The following is a 19293-nucleotide window of genomic DNA, read 5'->3' as shown; positions in this document are numbered from 1 at the left end:
GCCCACTACGCCATCAGGGCCCTGCTGGTCGACGCCGCCGATCCGGCCGGCTACGACCCTGACCGCATGTCGTTCACACAGGGCGTCCGGGTCGTCCGCCGCCAGGTCACCGACCAGGCGGCCATCACCCCCTGAGCGCCTGAACACCGCCATTGCCGACACCATCGCCGAACTCCTGCACCACCGGCTACCGCCACGCCGACACCGCACCTGCCCCCGCGCGATCAAACGCGCCCGCCACAACTCCTACCGCGTCAAACGCCCCGCCGACCGCAACACCCGCCACCCCAGACCACCCACACCCCGCCTGGCCTGCCCAAACACCCTTATCTGAACGGCATTGCCTCTAGTGCTCTCCGGGTGCTCGTCCGTTCGGGCGTCCAATCCGCCCAGTACTTCTCGCCCTAGAAGCCCGGGTTGCATAACGACACCCTCCATGATTTCGGAAAAATTGACATGTCGCGTTCACCTCCTGCCAGGCGATTCAGTCGGTCGACGGGTCATCGCGATGGTCGCGGCTCGAAGTAACGACGCTGAGCCACTGCCGTCGGCCTCTTGCACGATGGTCTCCGGTCGACAGTTGGCTCGGATGAAGCCGGTGGCCGCGTGGGTGGCACAGCGGGTGGCCATCACGATGACGTCGGCGCGCCGGACCCACTGCTTGAGTTGGCGGCTGCCGACATGGTCGTGGCTGGTGGTGACTCTGGCCTGTGGCGCCTGGATGGCGAGTTCGGTCCTCACCCGATCGAGCACATTCTCGTCTAGCGAGTACAGCAGCAACTCTTGCGCTGGCACCTCGGCAAGCCCGAGACCCGCCGCAGCATTTGGTGGCTGCTGATGCCACGATAGTGGCACCTCGAGTTCTGCGCTGAGCCGGGCGGCGAAGGCTACCTGGTCGGCGTCGAGGCGGGTCGGATGATCTGCCAGAGGCCGGAGCAGCAGGTAAGCGAGGCGCAGTCGGGCCTCGGCATCAGGGCACGGCGTTCTCGCGACGAGGTCGGCAAGATCGAGTACGGTGGTCGCCCGGTCTGGTCCCGCCCATCGGCTCGCTTCGGCAGCGAGATCGTCGAGTAGTTGCGCATACTTGGATGCATCGGGGCTGGCCCGGAGAGTGATTTCGGTGAGGGCCACGATACCGGCGAGGTCCCCTGGGCTGAAGCGGCCGTGGGTCAACGCGTTGGTGAGGAACTCGCGGGCAGCGTTTGCGGCCGGGTGAAGGTAGCGGTCGGAGTCGACGAACGCTCCGACAAAGGGCCAGGCGCGATTGGCGGCCTCGTCGTCGAACTGCTCGAGGGCGGTTGCCAACTCCCGGTCGGCCTCGGCGGCGGGTGTCCAGTTGCGCCATGCCTCCTCTTCGAGGACTGTCCCGACGTCCTGTTCGGCGGCGATGGCCTTGATCAACTGGGGCCAGGAGGTCGGGGTCGTCGCCGACACTCGAGGGGCAATAGCGGGTAGTTGCCTCTGGAGTTCTTTCTCTTGGTCGGTAGCCCGGAAATGGGCGACGAGATCGGGCGCCAGGCCTTCCATCGCCGCCAGGAACTGCGGCTCCTGGCGAAAAAGTCCGGTGAGTGGAACGGTGTCCACGATCCACGACGCCAGTGCGAGAACCGTAAGGGCCTGTGGACTCAAATCCGCAAGCGAGCCGTCCATCAGCGCTGGAACGATAGCACCCACCTCGATGAGGCGTGTCCTTGCCAACCGGAGGTCTCCTGCTGCGAGAGGTTCGGCCAGCGAGGTGGAAAAGACTGCGGACAGGATGGCGTCGCGAACCGGTGTCGGCGGTTGGGTGAGCGCCACATCGACAAGATCGGGAAGCCGCAGCAACTCGCTATTCCGGCCGAGCCGAGCAAGTCGCTTGATGCGGAGGTGGCAGAGGTTGGCGGCACTCAGTGCGCCGGTGCCGGCCAACTGGTCGAGAACAGCCCCTGAGGCAGCGTTCGCGCCCGAGGCCAGGGCGAGGTCGAACTGCGCCAACAGTCGCCCTACCGGAATGGGAGCGTGCCAGGCCCTGTGCGGTCGAACTGCGACCGCCTGTTGCATGAGGCGCAGCGAATCCCACATTCTTTTCTCGAACGCCCGGGGACTTGCGAGGACAAAAATGGAGGAATGGCCGGCAAAATCAAGGACGGCCCTGTCGATGGGATCGTCTTCGGAGAGCTTAGCGGGCAGGCCATTGAATCGAGCGTGGCTCGGACCCACGAACGCCTGGAGCAGGTCAGCGACCGCAGCCGCATGCCGCCGGTCACGGGGGATGACGTAGGCCAGCGATTGGCGAGTCTGCTGGTTCTTACGCGGCAATACGATAGGTACCTCATCGCCCGCACGCAAAACCTGCAGGTAGGGTGTGAGCCGCCGTCCCATCGACGAGTTCGGGTCACGATCCGGCCAGACGGGATTCCCAGGCCCGAAGAACACGCCGACGAACCGGTCGACCCTGGCCGGGTAGTCGTCTGCGGCGGTGCCGACGTTCACGCTAGACCTCCGAAACGGCGGCGCAGATCGAGTCTGGCGCTCGCCGCAGCCTCAGCGGTGTACTTATAGGTCACGGCCTCGTCGTTGACCTGCATTCCGCGAACGGTCAGGTTCATCGAACCGGTAAGTATCCACAGTTCGCCGCAGAATGTCTTCTCGTGCACATCCTCTTCCTCGACAATCAGGAGGCGACCTGCGTCAGCCTGCCGAAACAGTCGATCCAGGAAGGTCTTGTTGTGCGACTCAGGCCGAGTCACGACGGTCAGGTTGGCTCCGCTGTGCGTTAGTATCCCTAACACCTCGGACAACGGGTAGCGCCTGTTGGCGGGCTCGGCAAATACGCTGTCGTAACGGCCGCTCATGTTGTCAATGACGTCAACGTCACTGATCCATGGCGAGACCAGCCACAGATTGGCACTGGGCGTCACGAGCTCACCGAGCAGGACAGCCGATAGTAGGTTGTCGATGCGAAGCCCGGTCTTGCGACCCGTACGCACCACCCGTTCCAGGATCACTGGGCCGCCTCACGAACTTCGATCATCGCCCGCAGCGACCCGTCCTGCCGGACAACGGTGGATACCTCGCCGTAGACGCGCAGAACGTCGCGGTCTACCGCAACTGCAGGGACCGTCTGTAGCGCTCTGCCGAACTCCTGGGCGCGAGCCACGGGCGCGACGAGCATGACAGCGCCTCGCGCGCGCATCTCGGCGGCGTACCGGTCGAGCCAGTTCGAGTCCGTGACGTCGATGTCCAGTAGGCGTTCGTCATGAGCCGCCTGGACCAGCAGCCGGTCGATCAGCGGCGGGCCGGCGTATGGCTGATAGTGCTGCAGGTGCTGCACCCTGGCGCGGCTTCCGCGTGGCCATAGCAGGCTGAACACCTGGTCGGCCGTGAAAGGCGCTCCTTCCGTTCCCGGTACGGTGAGCCGTCCGGTTCCGACGAGGTATGCCAACGTTGTGGCGTCCACTTCGATCCCGAGCCGCTGCTGCAACGCGTCCCAGGCCCGAACGAGTCCCAGTGCGGTGGCGTCGGTGGCGCTCGTGCTGCCTGGGCGGAGCAGCCGCACCGACAGGGCTGCCACCGCTGGCCGCCGTGGATACCCGTCGAGGGTGGTCCAGGTCGAACGCAACCGGTGTAGGGCCTGCTCGGCGTCGTGCGCGGAGCGGGCCTGTCGGAGTGCCAGCATCGCCTCGGCGGCGGGAGAGGACGGCTCCGACACGAGGTGGTCGAGAAGTTGTACGAGCGAGTCGTGGATGTACTCGTGATCGCTCGGACCGAGTGCGCTGTCGACCAGTCCCCAGAATCGGCGGGGATCTTGTGCGTAGTAGGTCACGAGTTGCTCGATGATGCCGAGCCCTCCCAGAGCGGTTTCGCTGAGCCAGATGTCCGCCGGCCCGTTGGGCTCGCTCGGCTCCTGCACATCGAGGATGAGGTCGCGGTCCTGGGCGTCGGGGCATGCGCGCTGGGCGGCGGCGAGGATGGCAGCGGCCACGGTGTCCCGGTACACCCGCTGCGCTAGCTGGCAGGTGCGGGTGACGACATCGTCGGACCACAGCAGCCGGCCATGCCGATCGAGGGAGGCGATGACCCTGGTGTCCCTGCTCAGTTCCGTGAGGGTCATGACGAGCCGTTCCGGCGCAGGTGATCCCGCCGGGGCGGCGTCCCGGTAGAGCACGCGCAGGATCTCGTCGATGTTGCGCCCCCAGGCGCCGCCGCGCAGGGCAGCGTACAAAGTCTCACTGTTCGACGTCGCGTTGCCTGGTTCGGTAGCGACCAGCGCGTAGGCGGTGGTGTAGATCAGTGTGATCCAGCCGCGCTGGAAGGTGTTGGCCACGCCGTCGAGCGTCGGGTCCTCCGCGACGGCGGCGGTGAACGCCAGGAGACGCCACTGCGGCGATCTCAGGTAATCGGTTACCGCCGCTCGCGTCAAGTCCATGGGCAGGACGCGGAAACGGACCGCGTCGGCGGTCAGCCGGAAACCCAGCGCTGCGGGCTGCCCGTCGAATACGTAGCGCACGCTGCTGCTGACCGTACGCCCCACCGGGCGGGTGTAGACGGTTTCGTAGTCGGCACCGTACGTCATCCGCCGGACCTCGGCGGGGTTACCGGCTGCGCTCGTGGCGAACCCCACCGCGGTGACCCGATCGCCCCAGGCGGAGGGCTTTGGGATGTTCGCTTCGTAGAGGCCGCTCATGGGCTCAATGACCTGAGATGCCCAGCGAGGGATGCCCTGGGACCGGTCGTCGATTTCCGCGCCGGGTTTGTGCAGGTTGATGACGTGTGGTCGCAGCACCTGGACGGGCGCTTGCCCCGGAGGCGTCCAGATGCCCTGCGGGGTGTGGGTCTCGACAAAGGTGGTGATGTCCAACATCCCCTGCCCGGCTCCCTCGGGCAGGGTTAGCCAGGTGCGGTCGGCGCTGTGTCGATGTCCGTACCGGCGACTGACTCGGCCCGGGACGGCTTCCCGCAGCGCGCGTTCGATAGGCAGGGACTCTGGCTCGCCCGCGAATGGTAGCTGGAAGGTCACCTCGGGCACGTTGAGCGGCTCGTACAGGGTTCGGGTGATGAACTCCGGCAACAGGCTTCTCGGATACGCGCCGGGATCGGGGTTGACCGGTTGCCAGCCGCAGCGCAGCCGCCGCAATGAGGTGGGCGCGACGCTGAGCAGCAGCGCCCGCGGCTGTTCCCAGAGCAGGGCCTGGGCTTCGTCGGTGGAGATGTCGAGCGCCCGACGCAGATGGTTGATGAGGCTGTCTTGCAACCCCGCGTCGACGATGACCTTTTCGAGGAGTTCGGCCAGGTGCTCGGCGGACGAGGTTGGCGCGGACCGCGCCGAGAGGGCCGGGGCGGTGAGCACACGTCGCGGGTCGATGCGCGTCATCTGCGACAGGCCGGCGAGCCAGTCGAGCATGGCCTGGGCGCCTTGGATCTTCAGTACGAAGCGGTTGCCGACCGGGAGGCGGGTGGCCGCCAACTCCGGCGAAAAAAGGGAGTCGTACGCCTGGTAGGCAAGCCGGTCACGGCCATAGTCGGACAGGGTCACCACCGTCCAGGGACGGGTACCGCGACGGCGGCCGGCGCGGCCACGACGCTGGATGAACGCAGCGGCGTCATGTGGCGCCTTGTGCTGCAGGACAAGGCCGACGCGTTCGTCATCGTAGCCGACCTCAAGTGAGGCGGTGGCGACGACGAGGTCGGCGTCCTGGTCCACGCCGACGTCCTGGGAGGAGGTGCGCCCGACACGCAACTCGCCGACGGTGCCGGCCGGGTCGAGGTCGTGGCCGATCTGCTGGACGAGGTCCCAGGACTGGCCGTCGGCGTAGCGTTCGCTCCGGTAGGGCCCGTCAGGCGACCGCAGACCCGCCAACACTCGGCCGGGCTGGCGGACACCCCGCCGGCCCTGGCTTCCTTCGGCGTCGCGCAGGTCGTCGTAGAACCGGTTCGTGACGTCCAGATCGTCGGTGAAGAGGAAGCCCCGGGAGCCGTACAAGAACTCCCGGTTGAGAGGGTCCAGTACCCGGCCGAAGAGCATCGCGGCCTGGATCGACGTGGAGAGTTGGCTGACACCGGAAACCGGATCGGCGCGTAGCGCGATGGCGTACTCGCGCCCCTCCTCCTCCAGTTCCTTCTCGCCGGGGGTGACGTAGTCCACCGAAGCGTCCGGCAGGCCGGTAAGCTGGGCGAAGAACCGCGCTGCGTCACGTAGCGTCGCGCTGAGACCCACGAACGTCACCGGCTTCCGGCTCGCGTTCCGCCATCGACGCAGCAGCATGGCAACCTGGGCGCCATGCATTCCGGTGTAGGTATGGGCTTCGTCGAGCAGGACGAGGCTGGGGCGCCGTGGGCCGAGCCAGCCCAGCAGCGAGCCAAGTGACAGATCGGTGGCATTGCGGTTGAGCATCTCCGTGGTGGTGAACAGCAGGTCCGGCGGAGATTCCCGCAACGAGTCGCGGGTGAGCGCCAGGTCGGTGATGACCATGTCGCAGGAGGGCTGGCTGCACCGCAGCCGTTCGCGGGGTCGGCCGGTGCGGTCCTGCGCGGACCAGACCAACTCCCCGGTACAGAGCGGGCAGGTGAGGTAGGGGCACACCAGGGCGTTGCCTCGGGTGGGCCAGGCCCGCATAAGGTGGGGCACCGAATTGGAGTTCAGTTGCTCGATGTTCTGGGGCGTGTCGCCGTACAGCACACCGACGCGTAGCCGGCGGGCCTGGGTGTCCTCTCGGGCGCTGTTGAGCCGGGTCACGGTGCTGATCGCGCCGCGGAGTTGGTCGCGTAGCAGTTCGATACGCGGGTAGAGCGCGATGGTGTGGACGCCGCCGCGTCCGGTCCGGGCATGGGCAGCCATCGCGCAAAAGGCCGGCAGGTAGAAGCCGAGAGTCTTGCCGCTGCCTGTGCCCGCGCCGACGATCACGCCCATGCTGCGGCCGGACCGCACCGCGTTCCAGATCAGCCGGGTGGCGTCCACCTGGAATCGTGCGAGCGTCCGGTGGGTCAGTTGTGCGCGGGCGACGGCGCTGTCATGGGTGGACCATGCCGGCTCCTCCGTCAGTTCCGCCAGCGCGGCCTCGACCGTTACGTCACGTCGGGGGTATCGACGCCTGGCAGTGTGCAGCCGGTAGTCCGCGACTAGGGTGCGCCCCCGTTCCCACCACCGTGGCGGCGGTGACTCGGGGTGGCGCGGCGGGAAGAGTTGCCGTAGCCGGGCGGTGAGCCGGACGGTCTCGCCCATCCGGGTGCGATAGCGCGCCGGTGTCACGTTCGGTACCTGGAAGAGGAGGGCGGCGTCGAGCAGCGCTTCGTGGACATCGCCGGCCATGGCGCCCGTCGGCACCTCGGGCTGGGCGAGGTGCTCGCCGATGACGGACACGACCTCGGCGTGGGAGAGGCTGCCCGTGGTGACGCCCCAGGCCAGCAGCGGCAGTTCGAGGGTTTCCAGATCGTCGAGAATCTCGGACAGGAAGCGATCCGCGAACCGCGGGGTCACACGGCCCTCCTCTGTACCTCGATCTGGTCGGCTACGCCGTGCCGCCGCAGGAGCGCGATGTCGGCATCCGTCAGCCGGTCCAGCGTGGTCCGCTGTCCGAGTCGCCTCAGCAGATCCTGTAGTTCGGGGAGCGGCTCGGGCAGGGCAGCGAGTTCCTCCTTCAGCCCCGCCTGTAGGACCGCGAACTCGAGAACGTTCCCCGCGGTGGGGACCTCGACGTTGCTCAGCTTGTTGAGCGTACGCAGTGAGTCCTGGCCACTGCGTCGCTCGCTGGGCGGCAACATCACCAGGCGGTGCGCCGGTAGCTCCCGCAGCGACGCGTCCGTCCAGGCCGACCAGGCCTGCGCCAGTTCGGTGGAGATCCGTTGCCGGGCAGCCTCGATCTTGCTCTTCGCCGTGGCGAACGCCCTCAGCGGCGGCAGGCCGGTCCCCACGAGTTGCTCGAAGGTATCCCGACCGTCGCCGAGCCCGGTGGGGACGACACGCACGCCCCGCTCGCGTAGCTTCCGGACGGCGTCGAGCACCTTTTCCAGGCCGTCGAGCGCTGTGTTGACCTCGTTGACCCTGGTGAGAACCCGCTTGGCGTTCTCCTCCGCTTCGGCGCCCGCACGTAGCTTGTTCGCCTCGGCGGTGAGAGCTCGCGCCTTCGCCAGGACCGAATCCGCCGTCACTCTGGGCCTCCGTCCATCGCCTTCCACCGGTGCAGCAGATCCTGTACGCGGACTGCGGCGGCTGCGCCCGATCCCCCCGCACGTAGTTTCGCCGCAGCCAGCTTCTGACCCAACCAGGTGTCACTGGCAGTGAGGAACCGGCGGATCACCGCGAGGTCGGCACCCTCGTTACGCGCTGCTGCCACCACCAGGGCGCGGTAGTGTTCGTCGACCGCCGTAGCGGCTTCGACCTTCGTCAGGTCCCGCTCGATCCGGTCGACGCAACGCCAGTCGCAGCGCTTGGCCTCGGCCAGTAGGTCCCGGAAGCCGTTCAGGTCGTCCGGTCCGAGCCCTTCGCCGAGTGCCGCCTCGAGCGCCTGTTCGACGGCGGTGACGGTGTCACCTGCGCTGACGCCCGCCGGGAGGCCGACTCGGATCTGTGAGAGTTCGTTGCTGAGTTGGTCGACCTGCGCCTTGACAATGTCCGCGAACCTGGCGAGCCCGGTGACCGATTTCGCGGCCCACTCCGGCAGCCTCCCGGGTCGTTGCCAGCTCCATTCCTGCGCCGCCCGCCTGAGCAACGGCACCGCCCGCACGGCGTCGACTATCCGTACCGAGCCGGTGGTTCCGCGCCGGTAACCCACGCTCTCCCGCAGTCTGGCCACGAGTTCCGGACGAGCCGCACGGTGTGACTCCCACAGCGCCATCCATGCAGGGGTGCGCCCCCGAGCGTCGGGACGGCTCCACGACACGCCGTCGTCGAGAACGGCGTCGAGCAGCATCTGGTCTGTCATACCGGGCTGGGCCCGCCCGATGAGGACAGCACCCAACAGCGAGGCTCGCATGGCCAGGACCAACTCCTCGTCTGAGAAGGCACGCCACCGGACCACCGCCTGCTGCAGGGTTCTCTGGTGCTGTTCGGCGAGGCGGTGCAGGCGCCGAAGGGCGCTCACGTTGCCGGGCAGGACGCCAGCGCCAGCCAGGAGGAGTTGCCGAAAGAAGCTGGCGTTGGCCGCCCCACGCTTGAGGTAGATCGGAGCCGGGTCGCTTCCGGCCCGGCGGGCCTCGCCTTCCGCCCCCTCAATGGAGATCACCGTAGACCGTGCCGGCCATGCCTTGTCCAGATCCGACGTCAACGGCTCCGCCACAATCGGGTCAGTCCACAGGCAGCGGCTGATGACCGTCTGTCGGATGGTGTTGCGCAGGGCCAGAGCCGTGGACTGCGGCAGTTGAGCACCACGGCCCTGCCAGTTCTCGATGTCGTCGATCATCTTCCGGACGCGCGCCGGTATCGCCTCAGCCGTGGCCGGGTCGACGGCTTGGGGGTGGTTCGGGCGTGCCGTGACCGGGGCTGGGGTCGTGGCGGACCCGGCGCGGGGGGACGGTGCCTCGTCGAGGCGGAGAAGACCGATGCCGAGCGCGGCGTGCAGTTTCGGATCGAGGTTGACCACCTGTTCGGGCGCGTCCCCCCAGAACTCCAGGAAGGTTTCCCGGCGGGGCGCGCCCGCAGGGTCGCGCTCTTCCACCTCCTGTCGTACCGCACCGAGCAGGAACTTCTCCCCCGGCGCGGTCGGGTAGTCCGCCCGGAATCGTTCGTCCGGGAACGTACCGTCGCGCAGCGCCACCGCGTGTTCGACAAGGACCGGCCGGATCACCTCCCCGATGACCGCCCGCGGGTTGAACGAGTCGGGGCTGTTGTGTGCCGGGCGGGCACGAATGGCGCGTCGCAGTGCTGGCCAGTTGAACGGGTAGAGCCCGTGCCCCTCGCTTGACGCGCCGAAGGTCGAGTGGCAAGTCTGCCTGAAGGGACAGTCCTCGCACTTGTTGGGCACTTCGGCGCCGGCCGCCACACCCGCGTCCGCCAGCGCCTCCTGACCCAGGCGGGCGGCGTTCAGATAACGCCCGACGAAGGCTGCGACCTCCGCCTGCCCGCGTTCCGAGGTGTCGAACGCGACGTCGAGGTCATAGAGGTAGGGTGTCGCCGCCTTCGCCCGGGTCAGCACCGTCTCAGTCAGCCGCTCGAAGTAACCGGTCGTCACAGCCATCAGGGTGCGAACGGGCGCCAGCACCGTACGCCCGTCCCGCACGCCGACCTCGATGAGCGCGTCGAGCAGGTCACGTTGGACCCCTTGGAGGACGACGAAGTCCTCGACGAGGAAGATGATCTCCTTGCCCTGGCGGGCGTACTGACGGCGAATCTCCAGCATGGCGTGCTGCAGCCGGCCACCGCCGATGTTCCACGCGGCGGTCACCGCGTTCGGCAACTGTTCGGTCAGGATGTCCACGGCCGCCGTCTGCAACTCGGACTTGCTGGTGAGCTGCATCAACAACCGGTACGCCTTGTCGGACGCTTTCCGCACGTCGGCCACGTCGAGGGGAAGATCGTCGACGGTAAAGCTGGTGGGTCGCTCGTTGTCCTGCTCGGAGTGGTGGTCGGCGAGGAGACTGGCCGCCAGACGCGGAATCAGCCTTCCATCCTGCAGCAGGTAGTCACGGATGTGCGGGTCGAGCAGTAGTGCCGCCAGGCGGTCGGGGCCGGCAAGGACCCGCGCCGCTCCCGGCTTAGGGTCGGCGACGGCCACGGCCTCCGACAGTTCGTTGACCAGTCGTCGTTCGAGACTGTGCTGGTCGAGTTCGGAGCTCATCCGGTCGACGTCGGCGCGGAGTTGCGCCAGTTCCGGGCTGTCGATGTCGGGCTGATCGAGGAGCGCCCGCACAACCGCCCGGAGGCTCGTGCTGGACTTCGGCAGGTAGATGACCACCCGTGACCGGGTGGGCGGGGTCTTTTCGTGGACCCACCGCACGAGGTGGGACTTACCCGCGCCGGACTCCCCGACGACCGGCATCAGAAGGACGCCGTTGGACGTGGGACGTTCCAGGAAGTCCCGCCGGACCTGTTCCTCGGTGACCTCGGCGCTGAGGCCGTCCGCCCGCCCTTCCGGGTGCCGGCGGCGGATGCGCAGGGGCGCGTGGGTGGCGAAGAACACCGAGGGAGCCGGGGAGACCGCCTCGGTGCTAATCGTCGCGGCGGCGGTGGTAAATGACCAACACAGGTACTGCCGAAACTCAGCCATCCGCCGCCTCCTGGACCTCGACGTGAGTGATGCGCAGCGTCCGGTTGGACCGGTCCGGGTCGACCAGCAGAACCTCGTCGTCGGCGTCGGAGCGTCGGTCGAGTTTGAGCCAGCCGTACTCGTCACCGCAAAGCAGGGCGAAGGATAGCGTGGCCGACACGTCCGCCGCCTCGTTCGGCAGGCCGAGGGCGAGGCTGTAGCGACCGCCCGGCAGGACGGGAAGCTCGTCAACGATCCCCGCCACCGCCTCCCGGGCAGCGAGCCGCGTACCGGGTGGCCACTTCGCCCGCACCGTCCGGAAGACCGCTGCGGCGCAGTCTGGGACGAGTGTCTGCGCCCTACCGGCTGGCGGTAGCAGGGGTGGAGCCGCAAGGCCCAGCGCGGACGCCCAGTAGGTGAAGCGAATCCAGCGAACGTCGTTGACAAAGGGATTGCCGAGGTGCTCGGCGAGGGCCCCGCGCTGCCGCTGCACGACGTCGTCGTGGCTCATGGTCACTAACGGGTCGAGGGTGAGGAACCAGGACAGCGCTCGGACGAGGTCCTTCGGGCCGCTCTGGTCACCGCTGTCGGCGATGGCCGCGTTGCGAGTGGGCTCGAGCACCTGGCGACGCAGCAGGTCGCTGAAGGTGGCGAAATCGTCGGGACGAAGGGAAGCCCCGATCTCGGACAGCGAGACATCGTCCGCTTCCACCCGGACTACACCGAGATCCTCCAGGCTGCGAACGGCCGAGTCGAACGTGGAGTCGGTCCCGCGCTTGTTGACCGGCAACAGGCTGCCGGGGGCCAACACGGCCCGGAGTGAATCCCGCGAATGAGGCCGACCCGGATTGACTGCCAGGTAGCGAGCGACGATCCACATGGGGCTGGGAAAGGAGGCCGGGTCGTTCAACAGCGTCATCTACAGGTCTCTCAGTACGGTCGTGAGGGGCATGGACACGTCGCAGGACTGACTCAGTCGCTGGTGAGGCCGCTGAGGATCAGGAAGGTCGAGCGGATGAACGAGATAGGTCGGCACGTCGGCCGCGAGGCGCGCCCGTACCGCGCTCGGCAGGGGGGACGCGTCGGCCGCCACCCAGACGACCGGTCCGGGGAAACTGTCCGTCAGGTGGTCGTCGCCGTCCACCACGACCGGCTTCGGCCAGGCCTGTCGCTGTACTCTCGCGGCGAGCGGCGCGTCCACTCCGGGACCAGCGATGATCAACCGCCCCCGTCTGCCGAAGAGCGCTAGGAACTGCGACAGGAGATTGTCCCGCGCCTCGCTGTCGCGCCACCAGAGGCTCATCCATGCCGCGTCACCGCGAAACTCCCGCAACGGGTCGGCTTGACCCGACCAGTGGGCCATGCCCGGCAACGGCTCGCCCCCGTCGCGATAGAGGGCACCCCGGTCCCGTCCGGACCCAGTGTTCCGGCAGTTCGGGCAGCCCCGGCAGTTGACGGTGGTACGGAGGATCCCACCCCGCCAGGGCAGCCGGTAGTAGTCGCCTACCGCCTCTCCAACGCAACGATCACCCTTAATGAGATGGCAGAGGCGCTCGAGCGCATTCAACTGTTCCGTTGCCACATTGGCCCGCTGCCGCTCGATGGTGTCCGTCCAGAAGGTCCGATCGTTCGTCCGACCGTCGCGGATGCTTGCCACGACCCGCGCAGCCGAGCGGGCGAAGTGCTCCTGTAGTCGGTGCTGCCAGTGGTCCTCCGGCTCGTCCGTGCGCCGGGTCGGCGGTTGCGGGGCCTGTAGACCGATCAGCTTGGCCTGAACCATCAGGTTGAGCGTGCGCACGTTCCACTGGCGGTTGTGTCCGGACTCCTCGGGGATGTAGGTGGGAAGCGTGTCCAGATCGATGTCGAGCAGGCCGTGACCGAGATCGGTCGCTGACCGCACCATGCTTCCCCAGCGGTCCCATCCCTTGTCGCTGCTGATGACGATCTCGCGGTTAATCCGTCTGGCGACGTCGTAGTCGGACGGCGCGCTGGCCAGGTACGCCACCGCGGGCCGGCGATCGCGGCCAACTCGTCCCACCTCCTGGTAGTACCGGTCGAGGGTTTCGGGCACGCAGGCGTGGATGACGCTGCGGACGTTGGACATGTCGAGTCCCAGACCGAACGCCGAGGTCCCGATGACGATGTCGTAACGCGTCGGCTCGGGCTGGCCATCGGCACCCTCACCACGCCAGCCCATGATGGCGGCTCGGCGGCCGGCGTCGTCGACATCACCCGTCACCACGGCGAGGCGCCGGAAGCCGGCCCTGTTCAGTCGCTGCGCCCACTCGGCCACGTCGTGCTTGCGCGTGGCGTAGACGATCATCGGCTTGGGCAGGGCGCTGACGGCTTCCAGCACCGCGGCGGTTCGGGCGGCGACGCTATCGCACTGCTGGACGAAGTAGGAGGGTTCCCGGCGGGTCTGTGCCGCCCAGATCAACTCGGTGGCCCCGGGCGTGCCGAACAGCTCCCCAAGGGTGCCGACCTGCTGGCGCGTCAGGGTGGCGCTCATGGCCAGCGTCACCGGTTCGCGGCCGGGTGGGGCCATCTCGAGCCAGGACCGTCGCTGCCCACTCATCGCCTGGAACTCGGGCCGGAACTCGGTGCCCCACTGCTCGACGAGGTGTGCTTCGTCGATGACCAGGTGCGTAAGGAGCCCCTGTCGGACGGCGGACTCCAGGGCGGGACGGAGGCCGCCCATCAGTGCCTCTGGGGCGGTGATCACGACCCGCTGGCGTCCCTCGCGGATATCGCGACGGATCGCCTGCTTGACATCGTCGGGCAGCCCACCGGTGTAGGCGTAATGCCCGCTGGGGTTGGGCGGCTCGCCGAGCGTGGCCAACAGCCGTCGCACCCGGCGCTCCATGTCCATGGCCAGCACGACGGTGGGAACCACCACGACCGCGACGCCGCGCTGCCGGGTGGCGGGGATGGCTGCTGCCCATGCCAACTCGGTCTTGCCCTGCCCGGTGGGCAGGCAGACGATGACCGTGCTACCCGGCGGGGCGGTGACGATCGTCCGGGCAGCCTCCCGTTGCCCCAGCGAGGTGTAGTGCCGGTACCCGGGACCGAGCGCCCTGGTCCAGAACGGGTCGGCCGGATAGGCGGACGTGACGGCGGCACCTCCGGCATAGACCTCGGCCAGTTCGGTCTCGGCGGCTTGGTCCGCAGGTGGGAAGCCCGTGCGTGGGTGCCAGTGGCGCGGTGTCAGTGACAGACCCTCCGGCATGGTGAGAGCGTCACACTTGGTGTTCTCCCATTGTTCCCGGCTCGGCAGGCGAGCGCTCACGGGCACCCGCAACGGCCAGATCCCCTGTCGCCGTGCGTGCTGCTCTAGGAGGACCTGCCGGGTCAACGCGGCGACATCGTGCCAATCGGCTTGGTCGGCAGCGAGCCCTCGCAGGGCGTCGTGTAGCCGGATGACGGTGCTGTCCGTCGGTCGGACAACGTTAAGGTGGGGCCAGGCCGACCACAGCGCCTGCGCCTCTGCCCAGGCGTCAGGCATCCCGCGTCTCCGGGCGCAGGTCGCCGCCGACGAGACAGGTGATGGCCATGAGGCGTAGGCGGGGGCGACCCAGTCCGGCAATCAGCGCTGCGGTGACACGGACGTCCGTCAGGTAGCTCTCGGTATCGGAGAGCAGCCTGCCAGCACGTTGCCGGGCAAGGGCTTGCGCCTGCCGTACCGCCAGGGCACGGGCCGCCTCGTGCTCGGCCTGCCGGCCACGGTTGACGAGGTCAGCCGAAAGGGCTAACTCGAGGTGTCCGTCGTGCTCAGCCTGCCGGGCGGCGGCGGTGAGACCGTCAGGTCCACCGAGGCAGTCCCACAGCACACCAATGCGGGTCTCGCTGAGGTTGAGGTCACCGCGATCCGGCTCGAACGGTCTGTTGAGCCAGCGAAGCAGTTCGGGCTCGACGACCGGGACACTGCTACCGGCGGGCAGCCAGACGCGGCGCATGAACGGCCGGAAGATCAGGTCCGCTTGACGGCGCAGCGCCCTCTGGGCATCCGGCGACGAGGGCACCAAATCCAGCGCTTCATCGATCGCGGCCTCGACCAAGAAATCCAGCCCGATGTACGGTCGAAGCTCCGCGTTGCGGAGGCCACGTCGCCAGAACGCGCTGGCCTGCCCCCTGTCGTCCACCTCGATCACTTGGGCGAGGATGTCCACGAACGGGTTGCCCAGGCGGAGCATCCGCAGCCCGGGATGACGCAGTGCAGTGTTTCGGTTGAACGCCCCCGTCATCGCCGGCGTTGGTACCGGATGGCCAGCGAGAGCGAGTAGTCGCGGGGATACCAGCAACGCGCCTCGTTCGAAGCGCACCGCGTTCCTCAGTTCGGTCAGAGTGTGGCAGGTGAACTGGAGACCACCAGGACCGTCTCCGGCGTAGCCGCGCATCGCCCTCTCGTGTACAGCCCACTGAGTCTCGGTGGCGATCGCCATCTCCGTCAGGGTGCGACCGAGGCTACCCTCGTGAACAGCCTCGAGCATGTCCATGCCGTCGATTTCTCGACGCTCGTGTGCCAGGGCGGCAGCGACGGCGTCGCTCGTCCGGAGCATCGCGGCTGGTCCCTCACGGAGAGCCGCCTCCCAGGCGGATGCCATCACTCTTTCCAGAGCGTCCTGCAGGGCAGAGACGGAGTCGTCGAAGATCTTGACACTGTCCACGAGCAGCACGGACCACGCTGCCGTGAAGTCCTCCTCCGTCTCACCGATGCTCACGACAAACTGCTGCGCGGGCGGGCGCACTTTGCCGAACACTCCGGCGAAGCGGTCGACCCGCCCGAGTCGCTGTTCACACCGGTTCGGCGACCAGGGCAGCCTGAGGTGGATCACCGCGTCCGCGTCCTGGAGGTTCACGCCGTCCTCGGCGGTGTCGTCCACCACGAGGGTTCCACCGTGCTCGCGCCACCGGGCGACCGCCACCGCGCCGGCTGCGGCGTCCTGCCGCCGGGAGTGCTCGACCACGCTCAGGCCCGGCAGCGCCACCAGGCAGTCGACCAACCGGGCGGCGAGGCTCCCGGCACCGCAGAAGACGACGTTCCGCTGGTGCCGAGCCAGTATCCGCGTCAGCGGCCCGAGGTCGGCCCAGGATTCCGCAGGGTCGTCGATGAGCCTGTTCAGCGCGTACTTGTCCGCGGGCAGGACGGCGACCGAGGCGAGCACCTGTCGCTCCTCGACGCTGAGGCCGGCTCTCGTCGCGGCTTCCTCGTCGCGATGCATCCGCCAGCGCAGCGCGTCGTCCAGGTCCGAGGACAGTTCGTCGACCCGGGAGCAAAGCACGGCTAGCACCTGTCCGTAGGCGCCCGCGTCCTGCCCGATCTCGTGGTCGAGCAGCCAGTGGCCGGCCTGCTGCTGCCAGTTCAACAGGATGTCGCAGTTGCGCGCGGCTCGAGGCATCCGCATGGTCACCGAAGCGGGTCGCTGCCGTCCGGTCACCTCGAAGGGCAGCGCCTCGGTGTCGTCGCCCGTGGCGACGACGTTGTGCCGTCGGTGTCGGATGACCCGCCGGTGCAATCGGTAGGTCTCGCTGATGTGCGCCCGCAGTGCGTCCACATGCACGTGCAGGGCAGGACGCATGGCTTCGTCAAGTAGGTCGCCGTCATCCGTCAGCAGGTCGACAACCTTGTCGGCCAGCCCCTGGAACGCGGTGTCGTCCGGGATGAGCGCCTTGATTCCAGCCACTGCACCTGGCAGCAACGGCTCGAAGTCCGCGTCCAGTCCATACACCGCCCTCGCCAGATCTCTTCGACCCTCGAACCTCACGGTGAAGTCCGCCAGGTCCTCCCACCGGTAGAGGCTGGCGTCAAGCAGGTGCAGAAGTGCCAGGTGAGCTTCGGCCCGCGCGGTCGTCGGGGTCGCCGACAGCAGCAGCAATCGTGGCGTCGAACGGGCGAGCGCCGCCAATTCCCGGTAGGGCGACTGGTCTGGTGCCTCGGTACGGCACAGGCGGTGCGCCTCGTCGACGACGACCAGATCGTAACCATGATATTCGTGCCACCGGTGGGGAGTCTCATGACTGGTGATCCACAGGGTAGCGGCGGGGAAGTCGTCGATGAAGAACTTCGTCTGCAACTCGGTCTGCCACTGCTGACGCAGAATGGCCGGAACGAGGACGAGGACGCGTGATCGAGGGTGATCGAGCAGGTGCTGCCGGACTATTAGACCAGCCTCGATGGTCTTGCCGAGGCCCACCTCGTCGGCGAGCAGGTAACGCTGCACCGGGTCCCTGAGTACGGTCATGGCGGTCTGGACCTGGTGGGGGTAAATCTCGACGGCGGCCGAGAGCAGGGCCGGCAGGCTGGCACACGCCGCGCGCTGCGCCACCAGGCTGCGCAGCATGGGCAGCCTGGCGTCGCGGAAGCGCGGGGACTCGTTGGCGCCCACCGCGAGCACGTCCGCTGGTGACCTGACCGGACGGTCCCAGCGCACCCGAAGTTGCGCCTGCGGTACCGGGAAATCCTGGTCACGGTTAGGGATGCGCACAAAGTAGGTTTCAGGCCCGCCGCCGACGACCCGGCCCGGTCGCCAGCGTCCCGTGTCCGGGTCCTCCCAATAGACGCGAGTCTGCTCCAACAGCCGGACCGGAAGGCACTCGTTCGCCGCGACCGACCAGGAGTGGGCGACCGGCGAGGCTACGGACTCGAAGGCGTCGACCTGGACGGTGGCGCCGTCGTACGCGGCGACCCGCGCGATACCGGGTACCAGGGGATGCGCTACGAACTGGCCGACGGTGAGCGCGTTTGGAGTTGCGGTTGACGGCACACACGTAGAGTATCCAAGTACACTCACATTCACGAACCACTGGTCAGTCCGCCGGGACTGTCCTAAGAGAATCTAGGGTGAACTGGACGGGTGGGGCATGCGGCGCTCCGCCTTGGCGGGCCATTCGAAAGAGCAGTCGGTGTTCGGCCGTTCGGTCACCCGAGGCCCCGGCCGCACGCGGGCTCATCGGTTCCGCGAACGGCCAAGGGCCAAGGCATCATCGTCCTCGCGTCGTCTGGCTCTGGCGGTAGCGGCTCTGCAGGAAATCCGCGACCCGCTGGATGTCACGAGGGGTGTTCTGGATGTCGTTCCACTTGCGCACCACGCCGTCGGAGAAAACCCACTCGCCCTCGGTCCAGTGGCAGTCGTCGGCAATCAGCTTGAGGTCGGCGGCGAACTCGTCCACCTCGATGAGGCCGTCGCTGTCGTCACGGGCGTGTCTGATTGCGTCCATGAGGTAGCCCATGCTGATGATGCCCGCACCGTGCATGAGACGCGACCTGCGGGGTGGTTTGTTCCACGCGTCGGGGAAGACCTGCTCTACCGCACCCCAGAAGTTGTACAACAGGGTGAGCATCTCGCCGGTGTAGGGCAGCGCCTCGTCGTTGCGGTAGCGATAGAGGGCACCGTCGGACAGGCTGTTCTCCAGCATCCGCAGCATGGAGTTGTCCTTGATGTAGCCGCCCGGGTTGGTCGGTGTCTGGATCATCTGGTACAGCGGGGACCGCAACTTGTCGAAGTTAAGCTTCTCGAGCAGGGTGGCCGGCAGTTGGCGCACCCGCAACGGAGCGGGAAGCGCACCGGAGGCACCGGGCAGCAACTCGTGGATCAGACCCTTGGGTAGTGCCCTCGTTGAGTTGACCAGGATGAACTGCGAACGCTGGTCGGCGGTGCCGTTGGCGATGAACGCACTGATGCTGACCGGAAACGCGTCGATATTGGCGTCGCGGATGGCGGCGCAGCGCTGCTGGCCGTCGACGATGAACCCGGGCCGGTGATGCTCCGGCCCGTCGACGAAGGGGATGACCAGGGTGCCGGTCTCGACGTAACCGGGGCCGTCGACGTCGGTGCCACCTGGTTCAAAGCGCACCCGCTCGTCGAAGGCGATGACGATCGCGTTGGGCAACAGCGGGCTTTCATCAGTTTCGATGTAACGGCGGATCGCCGCGACGTGTGCAAGGACCTCGGGTCGCTGGTAACCGTGCAGTTCGGTCCGCTCGTCGCGCCGGACCCGGGAGACGGTGGCGATTTGCGGTACGAGCTTGCCGTCCATCGCGAAGGTGTAGAGGCTTCGTCCACGACCCTGCTGGATCTTCAGTGCGGGCAGCCGGAATTCGGCGACGACGCCTGCAGAGCGGTCATGTCGGGCCATG

Annotated in this window: 9 protein-coding genes; all 9 read right to left on the bottom strand. The window is 67.7% G+C overall.

Annotation, left to right across the window (positions count from 1 at the left end; genetic code table 11):
- Positions 1-465 precede the first annotated feature (465 nt).
- Positions 466-2472, bottom strand: coding sequence for a protein DpdD (dpdD, locus tag GA0070558_RS30955; RefSeq protein WP_091286535.1), 2007 nt, complete (start codon positions 2470-2472; stop codon positions 466-468).
- The gene (gene dpdK / locus GA0070558_RS30950; RefSeq protein WP_256092227.1) at positions 2469-2987 is read right to left on the bottom strand and encodes a phospholipase D-like domain-containing protein DpdK; all 519 of its coding nucleotides are present in this window, start codon (positions 2985-2987) and stop codon (positions 2469-2471) included. The genes dpdD and dpdK overlap by 4 nt, the downstream gene beginning before the upstream one ends.
- Positions 2984-7456 (bottom strand): protein DpdJ, encoded by a 4473-nt coding sequence (gene dpdJ / locus GA0070558_RS30945; RefSeq protein ID WP_091286532.1) that lies wholly within the window; start codon positions 7454-7456, stop codon positions 2984-2986. The genes dpdK and dpdJ overlap by 4 nt, the downstream gene beginning before the upstream one ends.
- A complete protein-coding gene (locus GA0070558_RS30940) occupies positions 7453-8127 on the bottom strand; it encodes a hypothetical protein (RefSeq protein WP_091286529.1) in 675 nt (224 codons plus the stop codon). The genes dpdJ and GA0070558_RS30940 overlap by 4 nt, the downstream gene beginning before the upstream one ends.
- Positions 8124-11180, bottom strand: a complete 3057-nt coding sequence (gene dpdH / locus GA0070558_RS30935) for a protein DpdH (protein ID WP_091286527.1) — start codon at positions 11178-11180, stop codon at positions 8124-8126. The genes GA0070558_RS30940 and dpdH overlap by 4 nt, the downstream gene beginning before the upstream one ends.
- The gene (dpdG, locus tag GA0070558_RS30930; RefSeq protein ID WP_091286523.1) at positions 11173-12078 is read right to left on the bottom strand and encodes a protein DpdG; all 906 of its coding nucleotides are present in this window, start codon (positions 12076-12078) and stop codon (positions 11173-11175) included. Before dpdG ends, dpdH begins: the two co-directional genes overlap by 8 nt.
- The gene (gene dpdF / locus GA0070558_RS30925; RefSeq protein ID WP_091286519.1) at positions 12079-14661 is read right to left on the bottom strand and encodes a protein DpdF; all 2583 of its coding nucleotides are present in this window, start codon (positions 14659-14661) and stop codon (positions 12079-12081) included.
- On the bottom strand, positions 14654-17920 hold the full coding sequence (gene dpdE / locus GA0070558_RS30920) for a protein DpdE (RefSeq protein ID WP_256092226.1): 3267 nt from the start codon (positions 17918-17920) through the stop codon (positions 14654-14656). The genes dpdF and dpdE overlap by 8 nt, the downstream gene beginning before the upstream one ends.
- 217 nt (positions 17921-18137) lie before the next feature.
- Complete coding sequence (gene dbpB / locus GA0070558_RS30915; RefSeq protein WP_091286549.1) at positions 18138-19292, bottom strand: DGQHR domain-containing protein DpdB; 1155 nt, start codon at positions 19290-19292, stop codon at positions 18138-18140.
- Position 19293 lies beyond the last annotated feature (1 nt).

The organism is Micromonospora haikouensis, from assembly GCF_900091595.1.
Lineage (GTDB): Bacteria > Actinomycetota > Actinomycetes > Mycobacteriales > Micromonosporaceae > Micromonospora > Micromonospora haikouensis.
This window is presented reverse-complemented; position numbering and strand designations above follow the sequence as displayed.